A 16,065-nucleotide genomic window follows, 5' to 3' on the forward strand; every position below is an offset into this window, starting at 1 on the left:
GAACGACATGACGAAGCAAACATTGGCCCGCGCGGCCGTGCTGGCGTTCGCCGGTGCCATGCTGCTCGGCACGGGTTATTTCGTGGGCGCCCGCCATGCGGCGAAGGCCGCGGCGGCAACGGACACCGCCGTTGCCGCCTCGACGTCGCCCGGCAATACCGACCCCAAGACCGGCCGCAAGGTGCTGTACTGGCACGACCCGATGGTGCCGAACCAGCACTTCGACAAACCGGGCAAGTCACCCTTCATGGACATGCAGTTGCAGCCCGTCTACGCGGACGGCGGCGGCGGCGCGTCCGGCATCAGGATCGATCCGGGCCTGCAGCAGAACCTCGGCATCCGCTACGCGACCGTGCGCAGGCAGCAGACGACGGCAGGATTCGATGCGGTGGGCACCACGCAGTTCGACGAATCGCGCGCGGATGTCGTCCAGTCGCGCGTGACCGGCTACATCGACCGTCTCTATGCGCGCGCACCGATGCAGCGCATCGCGAAAGGCGCGCCGGTCGCGTCGCTGTTCGTGCCCGACTGGCTCGCGCCACAGGAGGAATACCTCGCGCTCAAGCGCGGCGGGATGGACGCCAGCCTGCTCGATGCGGCGCGCGCACGGATGCGGGCGCTGTCGATTCCCGACGGCATGATCGCGAGCCTCGATCGCACCGGCCGCGCGCAGACGCACGTCGTGCTGAGCGCGCCGGAAACCGGCGTCGTCAGCGAACTGAACGTGCGCGACGGCGCGATGGTCGCAGCCGGTCAGACGCTCGCGAAGATCGCCGGGCTGTCGACACTGTGGCTCATCGTCGAGGTGCCGGAAGCGCTCGCGCTGAACGTGCAGCCGGGGATGGCGGTCGACGCGACGTTCGCGGGCGATGCGGCACAGCATTTCACCGGACGCATCCGCGAAGTACTGCCCGGCATCAGCACGAGCAGCCGCACGCTGCAGGCGCGCGTGGAGATCGACAACGCGGCGCTGAAGCTCACGCCCGGCATGCTGATGCGTGTGCGGGTCGCCGCGCGGCAGAGCGTGTCGCGCCTGCTCGTGCCGTCCGAAGCGGTGATCGCGACCGGCAAGCGCTCGATCGTCATCGTGAAGAACGGCGATGGCCGGCTGCAGCCCGTGACGGTGACGACGGGCAACGACGTCGGCAGCGACACCGAAGTGCTTGGCGGACTGAGCGAAGGCGACACGGTCGTCGCATCGGGACAGTTCCTGATCGATTCCGAGGCGAGCCTGAAAAGCGTGCTGCCGCGGCTGGAAGGCGGCACCGGCGCGAGCACGGCAGCGGCGCAGAAAGCGTCGACGCCGACTGCGGCGGCGCCGATCTACGAAACCACCGGCAAGGTCGAACAGGTCACGGCCGACGACATCACGTTGTCGCATCAACCCGTTCCCGCGCTCGGCTGGGGCGCGATGACGATGGCGTTCGGCAAGCCGTCGGCCACCGCGTTCCCGGACGTGAAGCCGGGCCAGACGGTGCGCTTCGCATTCACGCAGGGCGACGACGGCTACCGGCTGACGAAGGTCGAACCGCAGGGAGGCGAACGATGATCGCGCACATCATTCGCTGGTCCGTCCGCAACCGGTTCCTCGTGCTGCTCGCCACCGTGCTGATTGCCGCGTGGGGCGTTCATTCGCTGCGGCAGACGCCACTCGATGCACTGCCCGACCTGTCGGATACGCAGGTGATCGTGAAGGCGTCGTATCCGGGCAAGGCGCCGCAGATCGTCGAGGATCAGGTGACCTATCCGTTGACGACCACGCTGCTCGGCGTGCCCGGTGCGAAAACCGTCCGCGCGTATTCGTCGTTTGGCGACGCGTTCGTCTATGTGCTGTTCGACGACCGCACCGATCCGTACTGGGCGCGTTCGCGCGTGCTCGAATACCTGAGCCAGGCGCAGAGCCGGCTGCCTGCCGGCGCGACGGTGTCGCTCGGGCCCGATGCGACCGGCGTCGGCTGGGTGTACGAGTACGCGCTCGTCGATCGCACCGGCCGTCACGATCTCGGGCAACTGCGCGCGCTCAACGACTGGTTCCTGAAGTTCGAGCTGAAGGCCGTGCCCGACGTGTCGGAAGTCGCGAGCATCGGCGGCATGGTGCAGCAATACCAGGTCGTGCTCGATCCGGACAGGCTGCGCGCGTACGGCATCACGCAGGCGGAAGTCGCGACCGAGCTCGGCAACGCGAACCAGGCGTCCGGCGGTTCGGTCGTCGAGCTGGCCGAGTCGGAGTACATGGTGCGCTCGACCGGCTACCTGCGTACGCTCGACGACTTCCGGCACGTGGTGCTGCGCACGAACGACGCCGGCACGCCGGTGCTGCTCGGCGACGTCGCGCGCATCCAGGTCGGCCCGGCGATGCGGCGCGGGATCGCGGAACTGAACGGGCAGGGCGAGGTGACGGGCGGCGTCGTCGTGATGCGTTCGGGCAAGAACGCGCTGACCACGATCGATGCGGTGAAGGCGAAGCTGGCCGACCTGAAGCGTTCGCTGCCGCCCGGCGTCGAAATCGTCACGACCTACGATCGCTCGCAGCTGATCGAGCGCGCGGTGGGCAACCTGAAGGACAAGCTGATCGAGGAGTTCGTGATCGTCGGGCTCGTCTGCGCGGTGTTCCTGTTCCACCTGCGCAGCGCGTTCGTCGCGATCCTGTCGCTGCCGCTCGGCGTGCTGGCCGCGTTCATCGTGATGCGCTACCAGGGCGTGAACGCGAACCTGATGTCGCTCGGCGGGATCGCGATCGCGATCGGCGCGATGATCGACGCGGCGATCGTGATGATCGAGAACGCGCACAAGCATCTCGAAGCGTACGACCACGCGCATCCCGGCGAACCGATCACGCCGGCCCGACGGTGGGAACTCGTCGCGACGTCGGCCGCGGAAGTCGGGCCCGCGCTGTTCTTCTCGCTGTTGATCATCACGCTGTCGTTCATCCCGGTGTTTTCGCTGGAGGGGCAGGAAGGCAAGCTGTTCGCGCCGCTGGCGTTCACGAAGACCTACACGATCGCCGCCGCCGCCGGGCTGTCGGTGACGCTGGTGCCGGTGCTGATGGGTTATCTCGTGCGCGGCCGCATTCCGCACGAGCATGCGAACCCGATCAACCGCGTGCTGATCCGCGCGTACCGGCCGCTGCTCGAGGCGACGCTCAGGCGCCCGTGGGTTGCGATCGGCATCGCGGTCGTCGCGCTCGTGCTGACGGCCGTGCCGGTGTCGCGGCTCGGCGGCGAATTCATGCCGCCGCTCGACGAAGGCGACCTGCTGTACATGCCGACCGCGCTGCCGGGCATCTCCGCCGACAAGGCGAGCGAACTGCTGCAGCAGACCGACCGGCTGATCAAGACCGTGCCCGAGGTCGACACGGTGTTCGGCAAATCGGGCCGCGCCGATACCGCGACCGATCCCGCGCCGCTCGAGATGTTCGAGACGACGATCCGGTTCAAGCCGCGCAGCGCATGGCGGCCCGGCATGACGCCGGAGAAGCTCGTCGACGAACTCGATCGCGCGGTGAAAGTGCCGGGGCTGTCGAACGTATGGGTGCCGCCGATCCGCAACCGGCTCGACATGCTGTCCACCGGGATCAAGACGCCCGTCGGCGTGAAGATTTCCGGGCCGGACCTGGCCGGGATCGACGCGATCGCGAAGCAGGTCGAGGCCGCGGTGAAGCCCGTGCCGGGCGTGACGTCCGCGCTCGCGGAGCGGCTGAACGGCGGCCGCTACATCGACGTCGATATCGACCGGCTCGCCGCCGCGCGCTACGGGCTGTCGGTGGCCGACGTCCAGTCGGTCGTGTCGACGGCGGTCGGCGGTGACGATGTCGGCGAGGTGATCGCGGGGCGCGAGCGCTTTCCGATCAACATCCGCTACCCGCGCGAGGTGCGCGATTCGGTCGAGAACCTGCGGCAACTGCCGGTCGTCACCGCGCGCGGCGCGCAGATCCGCCTGGGCGACGTCGCGCGCATCGCGATCGCCGACGGCCCGCCGATGATCCGCAGCGAGAACGCGCGGCTGTCCGGCTACGTGTACGTCGACCTCCGCGGCACCGATCTGCAGAGCGCGGTGTGCGCGATGCAGCAGGCCGTCGCGCGGCAGGTCGCGTTGCCGCCCGGCTATTCGATCGCGTGGTCGGGGCAGTTCGAGTATCTCGAGCGCGCGGCGGCCAAGCTGCGCACCGTCGTGCCGGTGACGCTCGTCGTGATCTTCGTGCTGCTGTTCCTCACGTTCGGCTCGGCGGCCGATGCATTGCTGCTGATGTCGACGGTGCCGTTCGCGCTGGTCGGCGGCTTCTGGCTCGTGTGGGCGCTCGGCCATGCGGTGTCCGTCGCGACATCGGTGGGCTTCATCGCGCTGGCCGGCGTGGCCGCCGAGTTCGGCGTCGTGATGCTGCTGTACCTGAAGGGCGCGCTGCAGCGACGGCTCGACGCCGGCGAACCGCTGACCGATGCACTGCTGCTCGACGCGATCCGCGAAGGCGCGGTGCTGCGCGTGCGGCCCAAGGCGATGACGGTCGCCGTCGTGCTCGCCGGCCTCGTGCCGATCATGGTCGGGCACGGCGCCGGCTCCGAAGTGATGCAGCGCATCGCCGCGCCGATGGTCGGCGGCATGGTCACCGCGCCGCTGCTGTCGATGTTCGTCATTCCCGCCGCATGGCTCCTGCTGCAGCGCCGTCGTGCGCGAAGCGCGGGTCATGCATGGCATTCCGAAGCAGTTCCCCACGGCACGAACGTGCCATCCACCCCAACCGGAGAATCCCGATGAAGAAACTGACTACCGTTACCGTTGCTGCCGCCGTTCTTGCTGGCGGCACGTTCGTCACCCCCGTCTTTGCTGCCGGCGACATGGCCGGTATGGACATGTCCGGCATGAAGATGTCGTCAGGCGGGGCAACCGAATCGAGTGCCGCACTGACCGACGCCGAAGTGAAGAAGGTCGATGCCGCAAGCGGCAAGATCACGCTGAAGCACGGCGCGCTCGAGAACGTCGGGATGCCGCCGATGACGATGGCGTTCAAGGCGAAGGACGCAGCGATGCTCGAGCACGCGCATGCGGGCGACAAGGTCAAGGTGCGGATCGAGAAGGTCGACGGCACGCTGACGATCGTCAAGCTGGTGAAGGCGTCCTGACCTGACGATGTGCCGGGGCGTCGCCTGTCCGTGAGGCGGGCGGCTGCACCGGCGCCAGACGTGCGGGGCCGGAGGCGGTTATATTTCAACGATACTTGAAATGTTGAAATGAAGCCGCTATCCTTCGCGCCATGGACTCCAATCTCGTCGTGCGCGCGCTGGGCGCGCTTGCTCATGAAGCGCGCCTGGCCATTTTTCGTGCGCTGGTCGTGGCCGGGCCCGAAGGGCTGCCGGCCGGCGCGATCGCCCAGCAGATCGGGCTGTCGCCATCGAGCCTGTCGTTTCATCTGAAGGATCTGGCGCACGCCGACCTGGTCACCGCGCGCCAGGACGGCCGGTTCATCTATTACGCGGCGAATTTCGAATCGATGAGCGGGCTCATCGGGTTCCTGACCGAGAACTGCTGCGCCGGCGCGGCCTGCGGCGTACCGGCAGCACCCGACTGTTGCGGAGGCGGCGCATGACCGGCTCGAACATTGCGCGTCCGCCGGCCGTGGCGGCCCCGCCCGCCATCGGTTTCTTCGAGCGCTACCTGAGCGTGTGGGTCGCGCTGTGCATCGTGCTCGGCATCGCGCTGGGCCAGGCGCTGCCCGGGCTCTTTCAGCACATCGGCCGCATGGAATACGCGCAGGTCAACCTGCCCGTCGGGCTGTTGATCTGGGTGATGATCGTGCCGATGCTGGTCAAGGTCGATTTCGGCGCGTTGCACGAGGTTCGGCAGCACGTGCGGGGGATCGGCGTGACGCTCGTCGTGAACTGGCTCGTCAAGCCGTTTTCGATGGCGCTGCTCGGCTGGCTGTTCATCCGGCAGCTGTTCGCACCGATGCTGCCCGCCGACCAGATCGACAGCTATATCGCCGGCCTGATCCTGCTGGCCGCCGCGCCGTGCACGGCGATGGTGTTCGTGTGGAGCCGGCTGACGGGCGGCGATCCGCTGTTCACGTTGTCGCAGGTCGCGCTGAACGACAGCATCATGGTGATCGCGTTCGCGCCGCTGGTCGGCCTGTTGCTGGGGATGTCTGCCATCACGGTGCCGTGGGCGACGCTGCTCACGTCGGTCGTGCTCTACATCGTCATCCCGGTGATCCTCGCGCAAGTGTGGCGCAGGCTGTTGCTCGCGAAGGGGCAGGCGGCGTTCGACCGCGCGATGACGAAGATCGGCCCGTGGTCCATCGCCGCGCTGCTGGCCACGCTGGTGCTGCTGTTCGCGTTCCAGGGCGAGGCGATCCTGAAGCAGCCGCTGGTGATCGCGCTGCTCGCGGTGCCGATCCTGATCCAGGTGTTCTTCAACGCGGCGCTCGCGTACGGGCTCAATCGCCTCGTCGGCGAGAAGCACAGCATCGCGTGTCCGTCGGCGCTGATCGGTGCGTCCAATTTCTTCGAGCTGGCCGTGGCCGCCGCGATCAGCCTGTTCGGCTTCCACTCCGGCGCCGCGCTCGCGACCGTCGTCGGCGTGCTCATCGAAGTGCCGGTGATGCTGCTCGTCGTGCGCGTCGTCAACCGCTCGAAGGGCTGGTACGAGTGCGCGTGAAATCATTCAGGAATACGGAAATGACCGACATCACGATCTATCACAACCCCGATTGCGGCACGTCGCGCAACACGCTGGCGATGATTCGCAACTCGGGCGTCGAGCCGCGCGTCGTGCTTTACCTCGAAACGCCGCCGAGCCACGCAGCGCTGCGCGCGCTGATCGCGGCGATGGGCGTGCCGGTGCGCGACGTGCTGCGTCGCAAGGGGACACCCTATGACGCACTCGATCTCGACAATCCGAAATGGAGCGACGACGACCTGATCGGCTTCATGGTCGCTCACCCGATCCTGATCAATCGCCCGATCGTCGTCACGCCGCTCGGCACGCGGCTGTGCCGCCCGTCCGAGCAGGTGCTCGATATCCTGCCCGATCCGCAGCAAGGGCCGTTTGCGAAGGAAGACGGCGAAATCGTGATCGATGCGGAGGGCCGGCGTGTCTGAGCGATTGAACGATCTGCCGCAACTCGACGCCGCGCTCTTTCGTGTGCCGGACGCGAGCCGGCTGCAGCCCGCGCAGCCGTCGACGCATCCGCTTCGAATCGTCCTGCTCTACGGGTCATTGCGTACGCGCTCGTTCAGCCGGTTGCTGGTCGAGGAGGCGGCGCGGTTGCTCGCGGCGATGGGCGCCGAAACAAGGATCTTCAATCCGGCCGGCTTGCCGCTGCCCGACGATGCGCCCGACGACCACCCGAAGGTGGCCGAGTTGCGCGAGCTCGTGCAATGGTCGGAGGGCATGGTGTGGTGCTCCCCCGAGCGGCACGGCGCGATGACCGGCGTGATGAAAGCGCAGATCGACTGGATTCCGTTGTCGGTCGGCGCGGTGCGGCCGACGCAAGGCAAGACGCTGGCGGTCATGCAGGTCAGCGGCGGATCGCAATCGTTCAATGCGGTCAACCAGATGCGCGTGCTCGGACGCTGGATGCGCATGCTGACCATCCCGAACCAGTCGTCCGTCGCGAAAGCGTTCATGGAGTTCGGCGACGACGACCGGATGAAGCCGTCCGCGTATTTCGATCGCGTCGTCGACGTCATGGAGGAACTGGTCAAGTTCACGCTGCTGACGCGCGACGTGGGCGCTTACCTGACGGACCGCTACAGCGAGCGCAAGGAAAGCGCCGAGCAACTGTCGCAGCGCGTGAACCAGGCGCGCATCTGAATCGCGTGCGGGCATGCGGCGCGACGATGCTTCGTTCGCGCCGGGCAGCGGAATCATGCCCGGCGCGTCCGTCGAGCAAGTTCAGCGCGCCAGCGTCAGGACCAGATAACCCGCATACCCCGCTCCGTTCGCGAGCAACGCCCAGATCGCGAGCCCGCGCGCGCGTGCATTGACGCGCAGCCACGCCGCCGCCGCGAGCGTGATGATCACGCCAGTCAGCACTTCGGGGCGCGGCTCCCACGGCGTCAGCATGATGCCGATCGCCGGCAGCAGCGTGCCCTGGAACACCATTGCGCCGGTGATGTTGCCGAACGCGAGCGTGTCCTTCCTGCGGCGGATCCACAGCACGCTGTTGACCTTCTCCGGCAGTTCCGTCGCGATCGGCACGATGATCAGCGACAGCAGCAGCGCCGATACGCCGAGCACGTGCGACACGCCTTCCACGCCGTGAATGAAGCCCTTCGCCCCACCGACCAGCAGCGCGACGCCGAGGAGCAGTTGCAGCGCGATCGTCGCGAGGTTGGTCGGCACGCCCAGGCGCGACAGGAACATCGTGTGCGGCGCTTCGGTGCCGTGCCCGGCATCGACGAGCTGGTTCGACGCCCGGAACGTCATCACGACATACATCACGTAGATACCGACCAGCATCGCCGCGAGCAGCGCACGCACGGCCCAGTTCTGATGCGGGACGAACATCGCGGCGGTGGCCAGCGAAAACGCGGCGAGAAAGTAGTTCATGTCGCGCACGAAGCCCGTGCGCTCGGGCGCGATCGTGCCGCGCAGCCCGCGTGAGCGGATCACGGCCAGCGTCATCAGGAAGGTGGTGAGCGTCGCGAGCATCAGCGGTGCGCCGAGAATCGCGCCGACGCCGATCTCCTCGTTCACGGCCTGGTTCGCCGTGCCGCCGGCGAGCGCAAGCAGCGGCACCATCGTTTCGGGCAACGCTGTGCCGACCGCGGCGAACAGCGAACCGGTGACGCCTTCGGAAATCTTCAGGCGCTCGCCGAGATGTTCGAGTGCATTGGTGAAGACCTCGGCGGCGACGAGGATGACGACCAGCATGAACGCCAGTTCGAGGAACATGAAAGTCATGCGGCACCTCCGCAGGCACGGGCGCGGACGGCGGCGAAACGCGGGGAGAAGGCGGCGGGAAACATGGGGACTCCGTGGTCGGACGCTGACAAACCATGGCGCATCCGCCGACGTCCGACCAGGAACGACGCGATGCGCCCATGGTCTCGCCAGGCCGATCAGGCTGAACGCGCCACGGCCGCAGGCCGAGTGTGTTGACGCGTTCGCTTTCCGGGGACGGAAAGCAGGCTACTCCCCAAAGACGAAAGGCAGTCTAGACGAGCGGATGGCTTTCGACAAGCCTTCATCTCGAAAAAATATACCCCTCTCCCCTATAGGGGCAGCGTTCCGGATATATACTCCCCCTCCCTATCCAGGAGTCAGTCGGCGATGAGCCATACCGTTCGTGAAAAACAGAAGCTGCTGAACCGCGTGCGCCGCATCAAGGGCCAGGTCGAGGCGATCGAGCGCGCGCTCGGCGAAGAGCGCGGCTGCAACGAGGTGCTGCAATTGATCACGAGTTGTCGCGGTGCGATGAACGGGCTGCTGGCCGTCGTGCTGGAAGACCACATCCGCGAACACATGGTCGATGCACATGGGCCGGATGAGCACGAAGGCAGCGCGACCGAGCAGCTGATCGACGTGGTGCACAGCTATTTCAAGTAATCGGGGCGGAACATGAGCAATTTCATCGATGACGCGTTCGGCGCGGGGCACGACCATATCTTCCTCGGCGCCGCGCACGAGCAGAACGAGCGGCGGACGTGGATGGTGATCGGCCTGTGCTCGGCGATGATGGTGGTCGAGATCGTCGGCGGTACGCTGTTCGGGTCGCTCGCGCTCGTCGCCGACGGGCTGCACATGTCGACGCATGCGGGCGCGATGCTGATCGCCGCGCTGGCCTATACCTATGCGCGCCGGCATGCCGACGATCCGCGCTTCGTGTTCGGCACGGGCAAGCTGGGCGACCTGGCCGGGTTCACGAGCGCAATCGTGCTCGCGATGATCGCGATCCTGATCGGCTACGAGGCCGTCGCGCGATTCCTGTCGCCGGTGCCGATCCATTTCGGCGAGGCGATTCCGATCGCGGTGCTCGGCCTCGGGGTCAACCTGGCGAGCGTGTGGCTGCTGAGCGGCGATCACCACGGCCACCATCACGGGCATCACCACGGGCATGACCACGGCCACGCGCACGACGATCACGCGGACGAAGCTATGCGGGTCTTCTCGCAAGCCGGCGTGTTCGACGTATCGGTGTTCGAGGACGGTGTGCCGCCGGTGTTCCGGATCGCGCCGGCAACCGGCGAGTCGAGCGTCGACGGGGTTTCCGCATCGATCACGACCGTCCGTCCCGACCAGTCGCGACAGCAATTCACGATGGTTGCGCGGAACGGCTTCCTGGAATCGCGCGAGACCATTCCCGAGCCCCATGCGTTCGATGCGATCGTGACGCTGAACGGCAACGAGCATGCGCTGACGTTCGTCGAACACGATCATCACGAAGGTGTGCACGCCGCCGCGGCCCGCGATCACAACATCCGGTCCGCCTATGTTCACGTGATCGCCGATGCCGCCGTGTCGGTACTGGCCATCGTCGGGCTGCTGCTCGCCCGTACGTTCGGCTGGGTCTGGATGGATCCGCTCGCGGGCATCATCGGCGCACTCGTCATCGCGAACTGGGCGTACGGGCTGATGCGCGATACGGGCGGCATCCTGCTCGACGTCAACGTCGATCGCAAGCTGGCGGAGCGTGTACGCCAGGCGATCGAGTCGCTCGGCGACAAGGTCAACGATCTTCACGTGTGGCGGGTCGGGCCCGGGCACATGAGCGCGATCGTGTCGGTCGAAACACGCGACGCCGCGCGTGACGCGCGTTTCTACCATGCGCTCGTCGCGCGCTTCGACGGCGTTTCACACGTGACCGTCGAAGTGATGGCGCCGGCGAAGGCGGCCTGATCGTGGCCGTGAAATCGCCATGCGTCGAGCTGTGCGCGTTCGACGGCCGCACCGGATTCTGCGTGGGCTGCCTGCGCACGCGCGACGAGGCGCGCGACTGGAAGAAGATGACCGACCATCGCCGGCACCAGATACTGAACGACCGCACGCGCCGGCAGGCGAAGATCCGGCGCGAGACGGCGGAATAGGGCGGCACACGGCGGCACAAGACGACATAAGGCCTGCGTACGACAACCGGTGCGTGCGGTTTCGTCGCGGGGCGCAGTAGTATGACGAGCACCGGCATCCAGCATCGGGAAGCCTGAACCGGGAGCAGCCCATGCAGACCGAGACGTCGCCCCGCATTCTTCGCCAGATCCCGCGCAGCGTCTGGGTGCTCGGGTGCGTCAGCCTGCTGATGGACGTGTCGTCGGAGATCATCCACAGCCTGTTGCCGATGTTCCTGATGGTGGGACTCGGCGCGAGCGCGACCGCGATCGGCGTCATCGAGGGGATCGCCGAGGCGACGGCGCCGGTCGTCAAGGTGTTCTCCGGCACGCTGAGCGACTACCTGCGCAATCGCAAATGGCTGGCCGTCGCCGGATACGGGCTCGGCGCGCTCAGCAAGCCGTTGTTCGCGCTCGCGCCGACGATCGGCGTCGTCGTGACCGCACGGATCGTCGACCGGATCGGCAAGGGGATCCGCGGCGCGCCGCGCGACGCGCTCGTGGCTGACATCACGCCGGTTCACTTGCGCGGTGCAGCCTACGGGCTGCGGCAGGCGCTCGACACCGTGGGCGCGTTCCTCGGGCCGCTGCTGGCCGTCGTCATCATGCTGGCGTGGCACGACGACTTCCGCCTCGCGTTCTGGCTGGCCGTGATCCCCGGCGTGCTGGCCGTGGCGCTGCTCGCGTTCGGTATCGACGAGCCGGCCCGCGCGCCGGGCGACGCGCGCGTCAATCCGATCCGCCGCGATGTCGTCGCGCAACTCGGCGCCCGCTACTGGTGGGTCGTCGCCGTCGGCGCGGTATTCGCACTGGCGCGCTTCAGCGAGGCGTTTCTGGTGCTGCGCGCGATGGGCAGCGGGGTGTCCGTCGCGCTCGTGCCGCTCGTGATGGTGGCGATGAACGTCGTTTACGCATGGTCGGCCTACCCGTTCGGCAAGCTCGCCGACACGACAAGCCACGCGAAACTGATGGTGGCCGGCCTCGTCCTGCTGATCGCGGCCGATCTCGTGCTGGCACACGGCACGCACTGGGGAATCGTACTCGTCGGCGTCGCGCTGTGGGGGCTCCATATGGGGATGACGCAAGGGCTGCTCGCGACGATGGTCGCGCAGGCCGCGCCGGCCGATCTGAGAGGGACGGCGTTCGGCGTGTTCAACCTGGTCAGCGGCGTCGCGACGCTCGTATCGAGCGTCGTCGCAGGATTCCTGTGGGATCGGATGGGCGCCGCGGCGACGTTCTATGCAGGGGCCGCGTTCAGCGCGGCGACCATCGTGTTGCTCGTCCGCGGCCGCACGTCATTCGGTGCCGGCCAGGCGCACTAGCACGCAATCTGGCGCGCGGTGCCGCGCGGAAAGTACAGCGCGAACGTCGTGCGCCCGTCGCGGCTCGCGACCTCGACCTTGCCGCGATGCAGCTCCATGATCGACTTCACGATCGCGAGCCCGAGCCCCGCGTTGCGCGCCGCGCCGTGCCGCGACGAATCGATGCGGTAGAAGCGTTCGAAGATCCTGTCGACCTGTTCGGGCGGAATCGCGGCGCCGCGATTCGTGACTTCGACCACCGCGTAGCTGCCGTGCATGGACACGGCCAGCTCGATCGTCGACGCGGCTTCCGCATGTTCGAGTGCGTTCGACGCGAGGTTGCTGACGGCACGCCGGAACAGCGTCGCATCGGCGACGACCGGCGCTTCGCCGTGCACGTCGATGCGCACGCCGGCTTCGTCGGCCAGTGCCTGGAAATACGATGCGAGCCGGCGCAGTTCGCTGCCGGCGTCGAGCTCGGTGGTCTTCAGGTGCTGCCGTGCGTTATCGGTGCGCGCGAGGAACAGCATGTTCTCGATCATCCGCTGCAACCGTTCGCATTCCTCGATGTTCGAATCGATCAGCGCTTCGTATTCCTCGGTCGTGCGCGCGCGCGACAGCGTGACCTGCGACGAGCTGATCACGTTGGCGAGCGGCGTGCGCATGTCGTGCGCGAGATCGGACGAGAACTGCGACAGCCGCACGAACGCGCGTTCGAGGCGGTCGAGCATCCGGTTGACCGACGTCGCGAGCTCACGCAGCTCGACCGGGCCGCCGCGCGCGTCGAGCCGTGCGTTCAGGTTGTGCGCCTCGATGCGCGACGTCTGCCGGCCGAGGCTCTCGACCGGGCGCAGGCCGCGCGACGCGACCGCGTAGCCGAGCGCGCCGACCAGCAGCGCGCCCGCGGCCGCGGCGAGCCAGATGTCGACGCGATAGCTTTCGAGCAGCGACTGGCGATCGGTCGCCGTGCGGGCGAGCGCGACCTGGATCGCGTCGCCGGACGGCAGCGTGGCGCGTGCATACACGCAGCGCGACGTGCCGATGCCGGGCGGCGCGCACGTGAACGGGATGCCGGTCGCGCCGGCCGGATGCGGCGCGGCGATCACCGACGCCAGCGTATTGCCGGCTTCGTCGGAATGCTCGACGAGCGCACGGTTCCGCGCGTCGTAGATGCCGAGATACACGCCCGGGTGCGACAGCAGCACCTCATGAAACACGGCCGGATCGGCCCGCAGCGCGGCGATCGAGCCGCTCGCGTGTGCGAGCTGCAGGAACTGGTTGAGCTTGCCGGAGATCTCGATGTCGTCGCGCCGCGTCAGCTCGGCGGACAGCGAGCGATACAGGTACGCGCCGGTCAGCGCGAACACGAGCGCGGCGACGACGGCGAACGCGAGCGTCAGCCGCCGCAGCAGCGAATACGAGGCCGGGCGCTGCGTCACGAACGATCCTCGAGCACGTAGCCCATGCCGCGGATCGTGTGGATCAGCTTCTTCTCATACGCGTTGTCGATCTTCGCGCGCAGGCGCTTGATCGCCGCGTCGACGACGTTCGTGTCGCTGTCGAAATTCATGTCCCAGATCTGCGACGTGATGAAGGTGCGCGTCAGCACTTCTCCTTCACGCTCGGCGAGCAGCTGCAGCAGCGCGAATTCCTGCGCGGTCAGGTCGATGCGCGTGTCGGCGCGGCGCACGCGGCGGCGGATCAGGTCGACTTCGAGATCGGCGACATGCAGGATGTCGCGCGCGTTGCGCGGCGCGCGCCGCAGCAGCGAGCGGATGCGCGCCAGGAACTCGGCATACGCGAACGGCTTGAGCAGGTAGTCGTCGGCGCCCAGTTCGAGCCCGGCGACCTTGTCCTCGATCGCCTCGCGCGCCGTGAGCAGCAGCACGGGCGTCTGCTTCTGCGCGCGCAGCCGCTTGAGCACCTCGAAGCCGTCCAGTTCCGGCAGCATCACGTCGAGCACGAGGAGATCGAAATCCTCGTGCAGCGCGAGGAACAGCCCGTCCTTGCCGTTTTCCGCGACGTCGACCGTGTAGCTCGCCTCCATCAGCCCCTTCCGGAGGTACGACGCCATCTTGGGTTCGTCTTCGACTATCAGTATCCGCATGGTGAGGCAGGCCGTCCGTGATTCATCCGTGATTCCAGCCGGTCAGTGTAACGCGTGAGCTTAGGGCGCCGCGCGTGCCCGAAGCGTGACCGCCGGATGACGGAATTGTCATGAAACCGCGGTCATGTTTCGGCCATGTCGTCGTCACCGCGGCGACGATAAGCTGCGGCCGTCGTGTCCCCGGAGCGCGCCGTCGTGGCGCTGCGCCGGCCCATCCGGTCGTTGCCTGCGTGATTCCGCATCCATGTCGTACTGGCGCAAATTCCTCGTCGTCGTGCTGCTGGCGCTGAGCCTGCCGATCCAGTCGTTCGCGGCTGTGTCGATGGCGTGTGCGGGCGCGGATGCGGTCGTGGCAATGCCGCACGTGGAAGACGGCGCACGCGCTGATGACAGGGTCGCGCCGCATGCGATGTCGAGCGCGCATGGTGGCCAGCATGAAGACGAGCACACGCACGACGACCATGCGCGACATGCACAGCCGTGTTCCGCATGCGGGTCCTGCTGCGTCGGCACCGGCATGGCGGATTTCCCCGCGACGCCCGTCGCGCCGGGTATCGGTATCGCGCTCGTTTCTTTCGCTCCGACGCCGGTCGTCGTGTCGTTCCTGACCGGCGGCATCGACAGGCCGCCGCGCCGGCTTCTCGCCTAGACCCTGCCCGCGGCCCCGACCCGCCGCGCTCTGCAATCCGCTCCGGCGGCGGCATCACGCCCGCCGGACGACTCACGACGAAACCTGTTCATGCGATTGACTACTGCGGCGCTGCTTGGCGCGGCGGCCCTCATGCCGTCGCTCGCGCTTGCGCAAACCCCGTTGCCCGATCCCGCGGACGCCGCCGCCGCGGTGCCGGATATCACCGTGACATCCGTATTCGACAGCTATCGGCCGTATCGGGACGACGAAGGCCCCGGCTGGAAACAACTGAACCGCGACGTGATGGAACGGCCCGCGAAAGGACGGTCGACGGGCGGCGCGGCCGGAAGCGGCGCTGCCCATTCGAAGCACGGAGGCGCCGCGCCATGACGATGCTTGCGATATCGCCGAGGATCGGCGCGGCCGCGGCCGTGCTGGCCTTCCTCGCGGGCTGCACGACGTTTTCGAAGGACGGCGGCTTCGACGCGGTTTCGTCCGCCGCGTCGGAACGCATCGGAAAAGACGCGGTCGTGGTCAGGACCGACGCCGACCGCGAAGCCGTCGACAAGCGCACGAAGGAGCTGCTTTCAAAGCCGCTGTCGATGGACGACGCGGTGCAGGTCGCGCTGCTGAACAACCGCGGGCTGCAGGCTTCGTATGCGGAGCTGGGCCTGTCGGAAGCCGATCTCGTCCAGGCCGGCCGGCTGCCGAACCCGCGCTTCGCATTCAGCCGCACCCGCGCGGGGGATGGCGAGCTGACGCTCGGCCGCACGTTCTCGGCGAACGTGTTCGCGCTGCTGACGATGCCGCTCGCGACGAACATCGAACGCCGCCGTTTCGAGCAGACCAGGCTGGAGACGGCCGACGCGATGCTGAAGGTCGCAGCCGACGCACGTCGCGCGTACGTCGAGGCCGTCGCTGCCGAGCAGGCCGCGAACTATGCGCGGCAGGTGCGCGATGCCGGGAGCGCGGCCTGCTCGGCAGCGA

Annotated in this window: 17 protein-coding genes and 1 riboswitch; of the genes, 14 read left to right on the top strand and 3 right to left on the bottom strand. The window is 67.6% G+C overall.

Annotation, left to right across the window (positions count from 1 at the left end):
- Positions 1-7: 7 nt before the first annotated feature.
- The 7 genes from FFS49_RS34915 (at position 8) to arsH (ending at position 7,806) form a co-directional block, all read left to right on the top strand.
- Complete coding sequence (locus tag FFS49_RS34915; RefSeq protein WP_105817375.1) at positions 8-1,549, top strand: efflux RND transporter periplasmic adaptor subunit; 1,542 nt, start codon at positions 8-10, stop codon at positions 1,547-1,549.
- A complete protein-coding gene (locus FFS49_RS34920; RefSeq protein ID WP_105817374.1) occupies positions 1,546-4,752 on the top strand; it encodes an efflux RND transporter permease subunit in 3,207 nt (1,068 codons plus the stop codon). Before FFS49_RS34915 ends, FFS49_RS34920 begins: the two co-directional genes overlap by 4 nt.
- On the top strand, positions 4,749-5,117 hold the full coding sequence (locus tag FFS49_RS34925) for a copper-binding protein (protein WP_105817373.1): 369 nt from the start codon (positions 4,749-4,751) through the stop codon (positions 5,115-5,117). The genes FFS49_RS34920 and FFS49_RS34925 overlap by 4 nt, the downstream gene beginning before the upstream one ends.
- 131 nt (positions 5,118-5,248) lie before the next feature.
- The gene (locus tag FFS49_RS34930) at positions 5,249-5,581 is read left to right on the top strand and encodes a metalloregulator ArsR/SmtB family transcription factor (protein WP_105817372.1); all 333 of its coding nucleotides are present in this window, start codon (positions 5,249-5,251) and stop codon (positions 5,579-5,581) included.
- The gene (arsB, locus tag FFS49_RS34935; RefSeq protein WP_105817371.1) at positions 5,578-6,648 is read left to right on the top strand and encodes an ACR3 family arsenite efflux transporter; all 1,071 of its coding nucleotides are present in this window, start codon (positions 5,578-5,580) and stop codon (positions 6,646-6,648) included. The genes FFS49_RS34930 and arsB overlap by 4 nt, the downstream gene beginning before the upstream one ends.
- Before the next feature lie 20 nt (positions 6,649-6,668).
- The gene (arsC, locus tag FFS49_RS34940) at positions 6,669-7,091 is read left to right on the top strand and encodes an arsenate reductase (glutaredoxin) (protein WP_046549132.1); all 423 of its coding nucleotides are present in this window, start codon (positions 6,669-6,671) and stop codon (positions 7,089-7,091) included.
- Positions 7,084-7,806: an arsenical resistance protein ArsH gene (gene arsH, locus FFS49_RS34945; RefSeq protein ID WP_105817432.1), complete on the top strand. Its 723-nt coding sequence runs from the start codon at positions 7,084-7,086 to the stop codon at positions 7,804-7,806. The genes arsC and arsH overlap by 8 nt, the downstream gene beginning before the upstream one ends.
- Positions 7,807-7,887: 81 nt before the next feature.
- On the opposite strand, the gene FFS49_RS34950 is transcribed toward arsH, so the two are convergent.
- Positions 7,888-8,898, bottom strand: coding sequence for a sodium:calcium antiporter (locus FFS49_RS34950; protein WP_105817370.1), 1,011 nt, complete (start codon positions 8,896-8,898; stop codon positions 7,888-7,890).
- A gap of 74 nt (positions 8,899-8,972) precedes the next feature.
- A riboswitch (yybP-ykoY riboswitch) is annotated at positions 8,973-9,147 on the bottom strand.
- Between the two features lie 120 nt (positions 9,148-9,267).
- Between FFS49_RS34950 and FFS49_RS34955 the strand changes: the two genes are divergently transcribed.
- The 4 genes from FFS49_RS34955 to FFS49_RS34970 all read left to right on the top strand — a co-directional run bounded on the left by FFS49_RS34955 (position 9,268) and on the right by FFS49_RS34970 (position 12,361).
- Positions 9,268-9,543 carry a metal/formaldehyde-sensitive transcriptional repressor gene (locus FFS49_RS34955; protein WP_039354022.1) on the top strand — a complete coding sequence of 92 codons (276 nt, stop codon included), beginning with the start codon at positions 9,268-9,270 and terminating at the stop codon, positions 9,541-9,543.
- 12 nt (positions 9,544-9,555) lie between these two features.
- Positions 9,556-10,833 (top strand): CDF family Co(II)/Ni(II) efflux transporter DmeF, encoded by a 1,278-nt coding sequence (dmeF, locus tag FFS49_RS34960; RefSeq protein WP_105817369.1) that lies wholly within the window; start codon positions 9,556-9,558, stop codon positions 10,831-10,833.
- Between the two features lie 2 nt (positions 10,834-10,835).
- Positions 10,836-11,021 carry a DUF1289 domain-containing protein gene (locus tag FFS49_RS34965; RefSeq protein ID WP_083417650.1) on the top strand — a complete coding sequence of 62 codons (186 nt, stop codon included), beginning with the start codon at positions 10,836-10,838 and terminating at the stop codon, positions 11,019-11,021.
- Positions 11,022-11,152: 131 nt separating this feature from the next.
- Positions 11,153-12,361: an MFS transporter gene (locus FFS49_RS34970; protein ID WP_105817368.1), complete on the top strand. Its 1,209-nt coding sequence runs from the start codon at positions 11,153-11,155 to the stop codon at positions 12,359-12,361.
- Here FFS49_RS34970 and FFS49_RS34975 read toward each other — a convergent pair.
- Positions 12,358-13,779 (bottom strand): heavy metal sensor histidine kinase, encoded by a 1,422-nt coding sequence (locus FFS49_RS34975; protein ID WP_105817367.1) that lies wholly within the window; start codon positions 13,777-13,779, stop codon positions 12,358-12,360. The two genes, FFS49_RS34970 and FFS49_RS34975, sit on opposite strands and share 4 nt — an antisense overlap.
- Positions 13,776-14,447 carry a heavy metal response regulator transcription factor gene (locus FFS49_RS34980; protein WP_105817366.1) on the bottom strand — a complete coding sequence of 224 codons (672 nt, stop codon included), beginning with the start codon at positions 14,445-14,447 and terminating at the stop codon, positions 13,776-13,778. Before FFS49_RS34980 ends, FFS49_RS34975 begins: the two co-directional genes overlap by 4 nt.
- A gap of 244 nt (positions 14,448-14,691) precedes the next feature.
- Here FFS49_RS34980 and FFS49_RS34985 point away from each other — a divergent pair, with 244 nt between their 5' ends.
- The 3 genes from FFS49_RS34985 to FFS49_RS34995 all read left to right on the top strand — a co-directional run.
- Entirely contained in the window at positions 14,692-15,096 is a 405-nt protein-coding gene (locus tag FFS49_RS34985; protein WP_105817365.1) for a DUF2946 family protein, read from the top strand.
- 90 nt (positions 15,097-15,186) lie between these two features.
- Positions 15,187-15,468 (top strand): hypothetical protein, encoded by a 282-nt coding sequence (locus FFS49_RS34990; RefSeq protein WP_046549141.1) that lies wholly within the window; start codon positions 15,187-15,189, stop codon positions 15,466-15,468.
- On the top strand, positions 15,465-16,065 hold a 601-nt coding region (locus FFS49_RS34995), incomplete at its 3' end, for a TolC family protein (RefSeq protein WP_171026884.1). The genes FFS49_RS34990 and FFS49_RS34995, both read left to right, overlap by 4 nt.

It is taken from the genome of Burkholderia sp. 4NA327C6, assembly GCF_005502655.1.
Classification (GTDB): domain Bacteria; phylum Pseudomonadota; class Gammaproteobacteria; order Burkholderiales; family Burkholderiaceae; genus Burkholderia; species Burkholderia contaminans.